Source organism: Pseudomonas sp. NFIX49 (assembly GCF_900115915.1).
In the GTDB taxonomy this organism is placed as follows: Bacteria; Pseudomonadota; Gammaproteobacteria; order Pseudomonadales; family Pseudomonadaceae; genus Aquipseudomonas; species Aquipseudomonas pharyngis.
Genome location: NZ_FOYE01000006.1, coordinates 505,785 through 520,000 on the forward strand (window position 1 = coordinate 505,785; position 14,216 = coordinate 520,000).

The 14,216-nt window shown below is 64.0% G+C and carries 2 protein-coding genes; both read right to left on the reverse strand.

Annotation, left to right across the window (positions count from 1 at the left end):
• Positions 1-72 precede the first annotated feature (72 nt).
• On the reverse strand, positions 73-12,585 hold the full coding sequence (locus BMZ46_RS20045) for a filamentous haemagglutinin family protein (RefSeq protein ID WP_074690259.1): 12,513 nt from the start codon (positions 12,583-12,585) through the stop codon (positions 73-75).
• A gap of 190 nt (positions 12,586-12,775) precedes the next feature.
• Positions 12,776-13,885, reverse strand: a complete 1,110-nt coding sequence (locus tag BMZ46_RS20050) for a substrate-binding domain-containing protein (protein WP_074690257.1) — start codon at positions 13,883-13,885, stop codon at positions 12,776-12,778.
• Between the last annotated feature and the right edge of the window lie 331 nt (positions 13,886-14,216).

A 14,216-nucleotide genomic window follows, 5' to 3' on the forward strand; every position in this document is an offset into this window, starting at 1 on the left:
AACTGGCTGACATCTTCAACATAAAAAAAGGGCGGCCAAATGGCCGCCCGAAGCGTACTACACGAGAGTTCTTTACAACGTCAGCTGTCCCCGCTCCTCTTCGGTCAGCTGCTGTTTCGCCTGTTCATCCAGCGCCCCGGCGCCCAGCACCTGCACCGGGCTGTTGGGGTTGTAACCCGGTGTCGGTGCACGGCTGGCGCCGTCGCGGGTCGGGGCCAGTTGTTCGTTGCCGAAGCTGAGTACCTGCACGGTGAATACCGAGGCCTGATTCTGGCGCGAGGCGGCTTGCTGCTGACGGGCGACGTCTTCCGCGGCCTGGGTTGCCGAGGACGCAGCGGAGCTGGCGGAGGTGATCGCCCCGGTGTTGACCGCCGAGACCACCGGCACGCCGGTCGCCTTGCCCTGCACCGAGATGTTGGCGGCGTTGACCACCGTCAGCGCGGCGATGTTGACGTTGCCCGACACGCGAATCCCCGCCTCGCCCGCATCGATGGTGCCCAGCGGCGCGATCAGGTCGATGTCCCCCGGCGCCACTTCGGCAATCGGGTTGAGTGTGGCGATACCGGCGCCGGTGCTCGGCACCGATGGCGACAGGGTCACGTTGCCCCAAGTGTCGTACACGCGTTTCGGCGGGGTGTAGACCACGGTGGTTTTCGAACCGCGACCGGCGTTGATGTCGCCCTCGGCAGACCAGCCAAGGATCGAGCCGCCAAACGTGGTCATGATCCGGCTCTGCCCCAGCAAGATACTGCCTTGGGAGTAAAGCTGAATGTTGCCCGAACCTTGGGTGATGATCCCTGCCGTGGACGGCGGCGCGGCACCCTCGATGCCGAACACCTGACCGCCGCCCGGCGTGAGCATCTGGATATCGCCACCGAACAGGGTCTTGACCCCGGCGCCACCGTAAAGGGTGATGTCGCCGTCGTAGCGGATCGGGTTGCCGGCCACATCGACGGTCGGGAACAGCGAAGCAACAGCGTTACGACCACGCAGATAACTGCCTGTGCGCGGGCCGTCGACATCGTTGTATTCCAGGCCGCCAGCACGCAATTCGGCGAAGTACACCTGGCGGGCGAAGATCGCCTGTTCGGCACTTGGCAACGCTGCAAAGAAGGCTTGCGCCTGCTCTGCGTTGCCACTGAAGCCGTAGCCGAGGGTCAGCCAGCTCTGCAGCTCGTCGAGGTAGGTCTTGACCACTTTGCCCGGTTGCCCGTTGAGGGATGCGTTCGGGTCCGCGAGGTACTGCGGGTTCAGGTACCGGGCGATGAACCGCGAATAATCCGGCCCCTGCGCGCCCACACCGGCCTGCAACACCACACTGGCGCCCGACCGCTGATCACCGGCCACCAATGAGCCAAGGCTGGTGATGCTGGCGCGGTCTTCCATCAGGATATTGCGCCCGGCATTGATATCCAGGACGCCGGGGCCCGCGATGTCGAAGCTGCTGTAGAGGATGTCCCGCCCTGCCGATACCCGCGACACGTCCCTTGGGTCGTCATGCACGAACAGGTTGCCGGTCGAGGTGATGCTTTCTGTCGGTGTTATGCCCATCTCGGCACCAGGCACGGTCGTTGGGCTGCCCAGGAAAGTACCGGACGCCACGATATCGCGCCCGGCCAGCATCCAGACAGGGCCTGCGGCTTCGTACCAGGTACGTTTCGACAGGCTGAACGTCAGCGTTTCACCGCTGCGAACGCCCACCAGATCGCCGGTCAAGGCGTAGAACCGCGCCGGTGTCTGGACGTCGCTCAAGCCCGAGTAGCTGTTGGCGCCGAAAGCGAATAACGGATAGCGCAGATTCTTGTCCGGCAAAACCCCGTCGCTGTTGCGATTGCTCATGATCGGCGTGGCCGACGTGTTGTTGCCGTACCCGTTGAAGGCCGGCGCGAACGGTGTGGCGATGGACAGCGGACTTGCGCCCGACTGATTGATCGCATAGCCACCCGCGTAAATCGAGTCCTGCGCCAGCAACTCCAGTTGCCCGGTGCTGGAGGGTGCCAGCAGCAGCGAATACCCGGTTGCCGGCACCGTTCCGCTGCCCTGGCTGTAGACCGCTGAAGGTCCGGCATAAATCGAACCTTGCGCCGCCACCGCCCGCAGGATCGACGGGTAAACGAATCGTCCATCGGTAGGCGACGTATTGCGGCCGGTGACAGGGCCCTGACCGTCGACTTCGCCCAGTTGGGTGCTCGGTGTCAGGTTGCCTCCCGCCGAGAACAGGTCGATGGCGGTGTGATCGGTCCACAACGAGAAGCCCGTCAGGCCGCCCCCCTCATGGACGACACCGTCGTCCGTGGTGAACGGCGTGGAGTTCTGCAGCCGCACCCGACCCGGGTCCGCCGCCCCGCCCAACACCAGATCGCCGCGCGTGCTGAGACTCATCCCCGAATCCCCCGGAATCAGCACAAGCCCACCGGAGGCGCTGCCCATCGTGGACGTGAACGGGTCGAACGGGCGCACTTCACGAGGATCCTGGGTCGAGGCTTCGGCGCCATATTGCAGATTGATCCCGCCCAGCGCGCCGCCGGTCAGTCGCGCGGCACCGCGCAGGTTGATCAATGCACCTTGCAGGTCGTGTTGTGCGACACCGATGCCGTTCTCTCCGGCCCGGGCCTGCAATGACGGGTTCACCGATCCGCCAATGCGGATGTCCATGTCGCCGCCACCGGTCAATTGCAGGCTGCCATCGCTGCCCACGCGCCCGGTACTGCCGACCGCCACGACCAGCCCCCGCCCGCGTGGATAAAGGTTGGTCTTGTTAGCGTCGCCCATCGCCTTGAGCATGCCGGCATCGCCCCCGGCACGCAGGCTGATATTGCCGCCGCCCAAGGTGCCGAAACCGGTGAAACCGACCAGGTACGGGCCGGTATCAACACTCTGATCCGGCAACGGTTGCGTCGCATAGCTGCCGAAGTTGATCCACCACGCGGTCGGCACATCACTGTTGCCGGTGCCCTGACGCCAGAGCCAGTTGCCCACGGCCACACTCGGAACCTGCTCACGGGTGTCCATGTTTTGCGACAAGCCGCGACGCCCCAGTACATCGCCCGATATCGAGCCGCCGGCATTGATGGTCAGGTTGCCGCCCATTTGCGGGTACCAGGCCTGATACAGGCTGTCACTGCCACTGACCCATTTTTCGTAGTCGCCGCCGGCACTGCCCAGCACCGAGCCGTTGTCCGACAGTTTTCCGCGAGGCTGATTGAAGCGCGGATCGATGTCTTGCGACTGAGTGCCGGCGGTATACACGCCGTACGGCGAATCCATGCTCAGATCGCCGGCGGCGAGTACGTCCAGATCGCCGGTGCCGGTCCGCAGCACGCTGAACATCTGTGTGTGGGTCTTTACCGTGGTACCCGGTTTGTTCTCCACGCACAGTTCCGGGAATGCGCCACACCAGGACAGCACTTCATCGTCGGTCATCGGCGAGCCAGGCGGCATGCCCATCCAGTTGTCCGGTGCCCAGACCCAACGCGGTGCCGGCACACAGGAGTTCGGTGCCCAGTCGCACCACATCATTTGATCCTCGGGGACGGGGTCACCCGGCGTGAAGCCGCCCAGGTTGCCCTCGCCCCAGACCAGGGTCGGTGGTTTTTCTGTCACGGTCAGACCGTAATGGGTGTCGGCCAGGCGCAGATGGCCATCGCTGGACACCGGCTTGATCGCCCGGCTGTCCGCGGCGCTCAGATCGGCCCCCGCCACCACGCGCATCGACCACGACGCGCTGTCGGCCGGCAACAGGCTGGCGACCGCCCAATTGCGCCCCTGGGTCGTGCCGGTCAATGGCCGCAACTCGATGAACGCCGTACCGTCCGCCAGTACGACATTGGTCATCGACGGAATCAGCGAACCGCGCAACAGGGCCAGCGAACCGCTCAGGCGCACGCCCTTGACCCCGGCGTCGCCGGCCTCGACGCTGCCCGGCAGCGGCACGCCTTTGGGCCAGCGCAGGGCTTGCAACGCTGTTGCGTCATTCAAACGGATACCCGCTCCCAGCCGGCTGCCCGCGGGCAAAGTCACACTGTCGGCGAGCAGCGTGCCGGCGGCATACAGCACGTTGCCCGAAGCATCGCGAACCGAGCCGGCGAGCACCGTGCCGGCGCCGAAAGTGTAAGGCGCCGCCAGTGTCGCCTCGGTCGGCAACAGCGTGCCGCTGGCCAGCGTCGTCGCTTGCAACGGGAGGTCGTAGTTCAACGTGGCGCCGACCGGGAACACCGTACCGTCCGCGAGCGTAACGCCCGCCCCCGGCACGATCAGATCGCCGCCGAACGGCTGAATCCCCGGCAGCAATTTCCAGCCCGCATCGTCCACGGTCTCCGGCGGCGGCGCGAAACCGTCGTTGAGGCTGCCATGGATATCGAGGTTGCCGCCCGCGCGGATCACCAGGTTGCCCGCCTCGCCCGAGCCGTATACCGAAGTCTTCTGCGTGTGCGGATTCAGGCTGGCGTAACGGTAACCGGACAGGTCCACATCACCTTGTACCACCAGATCACCATCGGCGGTTTTACTGGCGATCTCGACGCCGGGGCGCAAATGGAAGGCGTCGGCATAAGTGGCGTTGTTCAGGCCGGCCAGTTTGTTGTTCAGCAAGTTGCCGTTGGCCAGCGCCGCATTGATGAACGCCGTGCTGTCGCCATGGATGCGATCGAGATATGCCTGATCGATCACCTGATACGGACGTCCACTGGCCGCCGGATCCGTGCCGTCGCTGGCATCGGTATAGCGGCGCGTGGCGTTGAGGCCAATCGAGCGGGCTCCCTGAATACTCAGCGCACCGCCGGCATCGATGGCAATGTCACCCGTCCCCAGACGCGGCGCGTTCAGCTCCAGCGTACCGCGCAGCAGTCCGTCGGACTGCCCCGGCAGAGTGCCGAGAACGGCCTCGGTGCCATGGCGCAAATCGATGCGCGCACCGGCGCCGAGGGTCAGCACGCCTTGTCCGGAGTTGAGTTCGACCATCGCCCGGTTCGGTGCGTCTATGATCTTGCCGTAGCTGTCGACCCGCAGCACACGACCATGGGCGTCAAGCACCGCATTGCCTGCCAGGGTCAGGCCGTTTTGCGCCGACAGGCGAATACTGCCGACCCGCTCGCCGCTGGCATCGATCAGACCCGCCACCGTCAACCGGCCGTTGTCCACCGACACATTGACCTCACCCGCCTTGAGCCCGTCGCCAATCAGCAGATCGCCTTGCTTGAGCTGCAAGCTGCGGCTGCCGAAAACCTGCCCCGCATTCAAGCGCTGATTGAGAGCCGCGAATTGCTGGCTCGCATCGCCATTCAGGTGCTGCGCGCGGATATCCACGCCACCGGCCTTGTAAGGCACCAGCGTGCCGCCGGCATCGTAATAGCCGCTGCTCGCACCGAGGATATCGCCTTGCAGATCGACCATGCCGGCATCGGCCGCCAGCGCGACGGCGCTCAGGTTACCGGCCTGATTGTTCTGCGCGGACAGATCGATTCGCGAACCCGCCGCCTGACGAATGTTGCCGTCGCGGCTGTACAGCGCCACATCGCCGCCCCAGCTGTACTTGTTCACATCGTTGAACGGCAAGGTGCGACCCGCCATGTCCAGATACGCGCCACTGGCGAGGGTCAGATCGTCCTCGGACTTGACCACCAGTTTGCCGCTGGCCAGGGCGATGCGACTGTCCAGCAGGACATTGCGCGCATCGAGGGTCAATTCGGCTCCCAGCGCATTGGCGACAGCCGCTGTACCGGCACCCGTCAGGGTCAGATTGTTTCCGGCCTTGAGCAGGTTGACCGAGCCCGACTCCCCCGTCAGCAACGGCGTACGCAGCGTGAGATTGCCGCCGCTGTAGGCATAACCGTTGACCGGATCAAAAGCACCCTGCGTCTGGTACACCGCCAGGCTGCCCTTGTGGTTGGCGGTGATGCGATCGCTGGCAGAGAGGTTGACGTTGGCAAAACCCAATACCAGACGTTTGTTCTGGTCCAGACCGCTGGCCTGCGGATTGGGGCCGTAGCCGAACTCGATCCGTTGCGCCTGAATATCGAACGTGCCCTGGCCAGTGCCGGCGCCGCCCGTGATCACCGACCCCGGATCCTGAGTCGCACCGTTCCAGATCAGATTGGCAGTGCGAATGGACGCCACGTCGCCGCTTTCGCCCAGGCCGTAAATGGCCGGGGTGCTGAGAATCAGGTTTTGCAGCTTGCTGACACCGGTCTGCGGATCCAGCGTATCGAGGCTGACACTGCCGTAAAAATTGAACGCATCGCGGCTGGTCAGGCTCAGGGTTTCCAGAGCCGGTGCGCCGAACTGTGTATCGCCCCGCAACAGGCGGTTCAAGACGTTCTGGTTCAGGGTCAGACCGGTCGGCACCCGGTTGCCGGCGGCGCTCAAGGCCTCGGCACTGCCGGCATTGACCGAGCCCACGGCGAGCGTCAGATGACGGGTGCCGAAGCGTACCGCTTCGTCGAGTTCGAATTGCTTGTCAGTGGCGGCGGTAATGCTGCCACTGGAATAGAGCAGCGTCGGGTTGTTGCACGTTGTCGTCGGGCAACTGCCAATGAGAATGTTACCCGCGCCGGATGTCCTGACCGACACTTCTGGCGCCAGCACATTGGTCCAGCCGTTCGACACCACCAGCAACCCCGCCGCACCCGGTTTGTAGATGAAGCCGGTGCTGGAATCATAAGGTGCATTGCCACGCCCCAACGTGTTGATGCCCGAGCCGGCTTCGAGGCTGATACCGCCATCGGTGCGGGTGGTGCGCAGCAGCACTTCGGGTGCCGACAACACGGCACCTTCACGCAGGGTAATCGTTGAGGTATCGCCGCTGAACGCGATGATGTTGCCCGACGTGTTGTAATCGATCGTCGGTTGCGCGCCGATGGTCAAGCGGCCGGCATTGAGCGCGTTGAGGCTGCCGGCATACAGCGACACACCTGCAAAACCTTCAGTGCTCGGATGTCCCGCGCCGAGAATTTCGAAGTTGGGCGCGCCGTGCACCACGGCCGTCCCGACGACGCCTCCCGTGGCGGGCTGGAACAGCGCCTGACCGTTGAAATCCAGCGCGTTACCCGGTGCGGCGCCCTGGGACAGATTCAGTCTCAGGGATTTGCCGTCCATGGGCGCCAATGCCCGTGGCACGCCCCGGCGCGTCGCATCGCTCTGGATGAACTGACTGAAAGAGGTCTCGTTGTACTGCGAGTAACGGCGCAGCACGGCGGCGGATGTCAGGATGACCTGGCTCGCCAGGCTGTCACGCAGGCCGGTATTGGCAATCGACATCCGCCCCGAACCCGTCCACGAACCATTGCGCAGCGGCAGTGCAGCGTTGGTTGCACCCGCTGCCGCCTGGCCATTGACCTCGACCCGGAAGGCACCCGGCAACAGCGCAAAGGTCGAGGGCAGCAACGTATAGGTGCCCGCCGCCAGCCCCGGCACGCCCGCCCCGAGGGTGATCTGCTGGCCGATGCGCGGATCGACCGCCCCCGCCTCGGCGAGCATCGGCGCATAAGCACTCTGATTCCCCGGCACGATGGCGTATACCGGGTTGCTGGCCAGGCCAGGCAGGCTGAAGGTGCCGTCACTGGCATTGCGCACCAGCGGGTTGTAGCGGGCATCGGTGGAACCGCCGCGCCCGGATACGAAACCGGCACCGCGCAAATCACCGCCACCCGACAGGTCGATCAACGCACCGCCTTGCACATCGACGTACTTCGAGGTGAGCGTCACGCCAGCGGTTTCGGCGGTGATCCCTCGAAGCAGCACGGACTTGCCGTTGTAGCGATAGTCGATGCCGTCGGTGGTGCCGCCATAAGGCATGACCAGCCCGGCTGCGCTGGCCGAAGTCATGCTGCCTGGCAACAGCTGCAGCGTCTGGGTGTTGAGAACCAGGTTGTCACCCAGATTGATCATGCCCAGCGGCGCACGGATCACCCCGCCCTGCTCGATATGGGCAGCGGCCAGCGTCAGATTGCCGAAGACCGAGTAAGGCAACGCGGCAGGCGCGGCCCCGGAACTGCTGATTCGCAGTGTCCGCTCAGGATTGGCGTCACGCTGGACACTCTGATAACCCACGCGTACCTCGGCTGTGACATCACTGGCGGGGTAGATCTGCGCGGCACGCAGGTTCAGGTCGCCCGGTGTCCACAGTTCGGTTTTCTCGACGTTGCCGGTGGGTGCCAGAAAGCGCAGATCGCCTCGGCTGTCGAGCGTGACCTGTTCAAAACCCCGCCGCCCGACTTCCAGCGCCGGGCCGCCGAGCTGCACGATTGCCCCGGCCGTGCCGAACGACAGACTGTTGCCCAGATCCAGCAGGTCTGCCGTGGCGGTGAAGTGTGCCGGCGCCACTTCGGTGGTCGGATTGTTCATCACCCGTGGCCGGATGTTGCCGGGAGCCTCGAAATATTTGCCCGTACCCGACAGACGCACGTAAGGCGCAGACAGATTGATCCGTACGTTGTCTGGCGCGCCGTCGGCCAGCGACAAGGCCCCGGCATACAGGCTCAGGCTTTGATTCATGTGCAGATCGACGTTGCCGTCGAACGACAGCAGACCGTTGCTCAGCACGCTCAGGTTGTCGAACCCGCCGGACATCAACTGATCGGCCCCCAGACGGGCACGTCCGTATTGCAACGCAGGGGCGGCTTCACCCGCTTGCAGACCCGTCGGCAACAGCGACGGGCCGGCGTCCTGGCCGATGACGATTTCGCGCGGCACGCGAACGTCGTTGCTCGCGTCGCTGCGCAGATAAATCGGGGTCTCCAGCGCAATGTCCAGTCGCCCGCCCGCCGCCCCGGCACCACCGGCCGCCGCACGCAGGCCGCCTTCGATGAACAGGCCGTTGTAGGAACTCAGCGAAATTCGTCCACCATCCGTGGCAACCAGCGTCGGTCCCTGCCCGGCGATATCCAACATCGCCTGTGCGCCGGAAGCCTCCAGTCGCGCACCGTTTCGCACGATCACATAAGCGTCGGCCGACGTGGCCGTGGCCTTCTTCGCATCGGTTTCGCCGCCAATGATGATCGAGCCGCCCTTGCCGACCTGGCCATACACCCTTCCCAGCGCATCGATGCCGGTGGCCACGCGACCGGCCACATCCAGCACCGCGTGCTCGCCGATCCAGATGGAACGGTTGTGGATTTGCTTGTCCGCCGTCTGCGAGGAATCGGCGACATTGATCGAACCGAACTGCTGCTGGCGGATATCGATTGTGCCGCCCCAGGCATTCAGCTCGCCGTCGACCGTGAGCTGACCGGCGGTGCGCAGATTGATGCGCTGCCCCGGATCGACACTGATCCGCGAGCCCTGGCCAAGAGTCAGGGAGTTGCGGGTCGGATCGACCAGAGCTATCTCGCTGGAACCGGCCTGCAAAGCCAGGCTGGCGCCGGTACGCTGGGTCAGTTGCGCCTTGAGCGGGTTTTCCTGATAAAGCGTCGGCGTCCACAACTCCAGCGCCTGCCCTGGCGCGGTGCCACTGACCTGATTCGCGGCTGCATCACCAAAACGGTAGACCGGCATCAGCACGTCAATGAGGGTGTTGTCCGCCACGTCGAGGCGATTGAGGCCGATAAGGTCGTAGGCAGAGAAGCCCTTGTCGAACAGATCCGGTTGCAGATGCAATGTGTTGTTGACGAGGGGTTTATCGGACTGGCCGATGAGGATGTCGCCCGCCTGTATCAGCAGTCGGCCACCGCCGGAAACACCGTAACCGCGCAGTTGGCCGTCCAGGGTCAGGTGGCTGTCACCCGGCGCGGACAAGGCGCTGGACTCCAGCGTCACATCACCACCCTTGCCACCGCGAGTCTTGCCGTTGGCCAGAATCGCTCCGCCGGAAGACACGTCCAGCAGACTGCCCGCACCGATTTCGATGTCGCCGCTACTGCGGATCGACACCACGCCACCGTCCAGATACGCCAGGCTCGCGGCATCATCCGGGTTGGTGCGCAGGTTGCTCCACAGACCGCGCGTGTCCAGTTGTGCCCCTTCAGCCACGCTCACGCGGGTGGCCTTGCCGGTCGGTGCGACGAGCCGGGTGTCGGTGAGGCGATCGGTGTTGAGCTGATTGAGCACGTTGCCCAGGTGCAGGCTGCCGCCGCGCGCGGTCAGGTTTGCGTTGACCTGCACCTGCGGCCCGTAAAGGGTGATGTCGCCACCCTTGTCGACGGTGACGGCACCTTGCACGTCGATCCGTTCTTTGGCCGCCACTTTCAGTGCGCCCAGTTGCCAGTCGCTGAGTTGCCCGGCATCGAGAAACAGCTTGCCGTCGCGCGCATCGGATACGGCGCCGGTCAGATCCCGATCATTGCCTTCAGCCGGCCGCTCGCCGCCGATCTGCACCTGATCGAACAACGGATTGAGCCCATAGAGCAAACCACCGGACGCCGCCACGTACGCCGGGTCGTAACTGCCGACAATCAACTGCCCGCGCCGCGCCAGCGCCGTCTGACTCTGTGCATAGCCATCGAGTACCGCACGCGGTGCCTGGGTCTGGCGTTCGCCCTGATAAACCTCGCCAAGCATTTGTCCTTCGAGCACAGCGTTGCGGGTGCCGATCACCAGTTGCCCGGCATCGCGACCCACGGTGTAACCCGATTCCCGACGACTGGACGGCGCAATCAACGGGTTGTAGTAATAACTCGTCTGGCCCCAGCGCTCACTGCTGTCTTCATAGCCCTTGTACAGTCCGGTGTAGAGCAGATCCCCAGGCGCTTTGGAGACTTCATACAGGCGCCCGTCGGCCCCACGCAGCCAGCTCTGGCGAATCTCGCCGCTTTGTACATCCAGCGTGCCGCCGGACAGATTGATCAGCGAGCCCTTCTCGGTCACCACGTCATTGCCGGCAAAACTCACCATCCCGCCCTGGGCCATCCATTCGCCGATGCGGTGGCCCTGGGTGCCGAGATAGCCGCCGACCTCCAGCAGACCGCCCGCCGTGTACCAGCGATCCGTGGCGTAGCCGTTGGTGCCGGCCGGGACGTAGACCAGTTCGCGCACATCGACCCAGATGTCATTGCTGTTGAGCGCACCTTTATCGCGATTGACCGAAGCATCGCGCTGCTCGTTGCCCTGGACGTTGATCTTGATGCTGTTGGATTCCATCGCGACTTTCACGCCGATGGCACCGGAGACATCGATCAATGCGCCGTCTCGCACCAGACTGCGACGCTGCGCCGCCACTGCAACCTGGCCGCCCGTGGCCAGGGTGATCGAACCGTTCCGGAACTCGACGCTGCCACCGCTCTGGATATCAATGCGCGACTGATCGCTGCGAATCCGGTTGTTCGGTGTAACGCCGGTCAGCGCCGCCTGATGCTGACCGTCGAGGGCCGTCAGGTCACTGCTGTCAAGCAGGATCGCCGTCGCGCTGCCCTGCCCCAGCGTCACGCTGCCCTGAGCGTCGGTCGCCGGGTTGAGCAAATGGATCGTGCCGCGGGTCGCGACCGAGGTGCTGGCCAGCAATACGCCGTTTTGTACGACCTCATGGCCGGTCAGGGTGATGTCGCCGGTCGCGGCCTGAATCAGACCGTTGTTGCTGACCTTGCCGGCAGCACTGCCGGTCTTGAAGCCCGGCGTGACTTCGTTGCCGAACGTCGTGGAGAAGGCGTTGCCTTCAGTGCCCGAGCCTTTGCGGATGTAAAAGCGATCGCCTGCGCCGAGCACGGTCTGGCCCTTGGCGGTGTTGATGCTGCCGTCGTTCTGCACTTCGCTGCCGAGCAGCAAGGCATAGCCGCCGGCATCCGTGGATTTGGCCGGCCGCGCCGTTTCGATGGACGCACCGCGCTCCACCAGCACTTTGCCGGCCGCCTCGGTGAACGTCGGCTGACTGCCGGTGCTGTCGAAATACAGGCCGCGATCGCGGAACTGAATATCAGTAATGTTGGCTGCCGCCGCGACCAGGTTGCGCACGTTGACCTGGCTGGTGCCGCTGAACACGATGCCGTTGCGGTTGATCAGCATCACCGTGCCATCACCCTTGATCTGGCCCTGAATCTGGCTGGCCCGCGCATTCGGATCGTTGACCCGGTTGAGCACCGCCCAGTTCGACTGCTGGGCGAACTCGACCGTGGTGTTGCGCCCGACGTTGAAGGTCTCCCAGTTGAGGATCGCCTTGTCGGCGGTCTGCTCGATCTTCACCGTGGTCTTGCCGTCGGCCTGAGTCTGCTGCGGGCCTTTGGCGTTCTGCCAACCCTGCGTGAGGCTGTTGTCGACCTTCAGGCCGCCCTCGCCCAGACCGTCAGGCACAAACTGCACCGTGCCCAGTGCCGCCGCACGACCGGCCGCCTGCGCCGCCTGTTGCGCCGCAATCGCGGCTACGGTGTTGTTCAGCGTTTGAATCGAGCGCTGCAACTGCTGGTTGGCCTTTTGCTGCTGCGCCAGCGGTGGCGTCATCCCCGGCAATCCGCCGACGCTCGGGCGCGCTGCGGCGGCCTGTTGCGCCGCGCCCTTGGCGGCAAACCATCCCGAGCTGAAGGTGGTCGCCGCCTCGGCACTGCCCGCCACCAGGCACAAGGCAATCGCCTGCGCCAGGGGCTTGAGCAACCACAGCGCCGGATCGGCGGCCATGCGCTGCTGAGGCTGAACACGGGTACTGCGACGGGATGGGCGAGCGAGCATCACTACGAGATCCTTTTTGTTTGCCACACGAGGCCGCAGGTCGGCTTGCCCCTGCTGTTACGACATAGGCGGTTGGCGGGGGCCGCGACCGAACGGATGTCACACAAACTTCATGAATGAGGAGTAGATCGGCCAAAAAAAATGGCAGCAGCCCGAAGGCTGCTGCCATTTCATTGCCGTGAAACGAGGCTTACAAAGGACGACCGACAGCGTTGCAGACGCTGGCGTTGTTGATGTCCAGGTTGTTGCCCGAGGTGTTGGTGACGAAGTTGGCAGTCACAGCCGCTTTCCAGTTGGTTGGAACCGGAGTGAAGCTGTGAGCGATGGTGGCAGCGTTGTTGCCCGGGTTGCTGTAGTGAGTGGTCAGGAAGGCTTTGACATCAGCGGCCACGGCTGCGTCCTTGTAGCACTGGCCGAAGATGAAGTTGGTGTAAGCCACGATCGGGTAACCGCTGGCTGGGTTAGGAACGACCGGTACCCACTGCGAAGGGTTCGAAGGGGTGGTTGGCAGAGCAGCCGAACCCAGTGCCAGCGAAACGTTGGCGGTGGTTGGCTGTACGCCGTTGACGCGAGCAACCACTGCGTTGCTGGCGGCGTTCACACCGTCCGGACCGACGTAACCGATGGAGCCGTCAACAGCGTTGACCTGAGTGGCCACGTCAGCAGTACCGGCAACGCCTACCCAGTTCGAAGGCAGGGTCGAACCGGCTGGCAGACGAGCGCTGGTGAACGTGGAGTTGGTGGCGAACCTGGTCGGGCAGATCGCGTTCAGGTGACGGGTCAGGATTTCCGAAGTGCCGCTGGAAACGTTGCGATAAACAACGCGGATCGGCGTGGTGTCGGAAGTGCCCAGCAGCTCGCCCCAGGTGGCTTTGGCGCCGGAGAAGGCATCGCACAGCTGAGCGCTGGTCAGGTTCAGAGCGGTCTGACCGGATTTTTTGTAAGGGATGGCAACCGAAGTGGCCACCGAAGGCAGCTGGATCAGCGGGCCGTACGAAGCGCCGAAGTTGGCGTTGTAGGTGCTGATTTCCGAAGCGCTGAGGATCGAGTCGCTACCGGCGAAGTGAACCGAACCGGTGGTGCTGAACAGTGCCGAGTTGTTGGTCAGGAAAGCGGTCTTGCCGGTGCCGCTACCGGTACCCACGTAGCTGAAGTTGGTTGGCAGGATGCTGTTGCTAGAGCCTTTGTACAGAGCGGCAGGCAGAGTCGCGCCACCACCGGTAACGTTGGCGGCCATGGCCTGGGCGGAAGCCAGGGCAGCGACGGTCAGGGAAGCTGCGATCAGAGTGCGCTTGAACATGAAGAATCTCCTTTTCAACGTTGGGTGTGAACACAGGTTTTCAGGGGTCTTGCATGACACTGGGAAGACTCACCGCCGACCTTCGCAAGCGGGGTCCGTGGTTAAGTCGCACTGAGAAATTCGCAGTTTCCGGTGACAGATAAAGGAAAAAACCTCGGGAGGTGCGAGGTGATTTTCGAGGGATTTTCTCGGGTGTTCCGGGGGTTGTTCGGAGTGTCTGCGGCAAGCTTTTCGAGGGAATCGCCCACAGCCCTTGAAGGGCCGTTGCAAATGACAGAAAGGAGAACCCGAGGATGCTGTTTTTGGCGCTCGGGTGAGATCAGACGCCGGT

Bases quoted from the DNA above. Each gene is read 5' to 3' on its own strand.
- BMZ46_RS20045 (WP_074690259.1), bottom strand. From the start codon at position 12,585: ATGCTCGCTCGCCCATCCCGTCGCAGTACCCGTGTTCAGCCTCAGCAG.
- BMZ46_RS20050 (WP_074690257.1), bottom strand. From the start codon at position 13,885: ATGTTCAAGCGCACTCTGATCGCAGCTTCCCTGACCGTCGCTGCCCTG.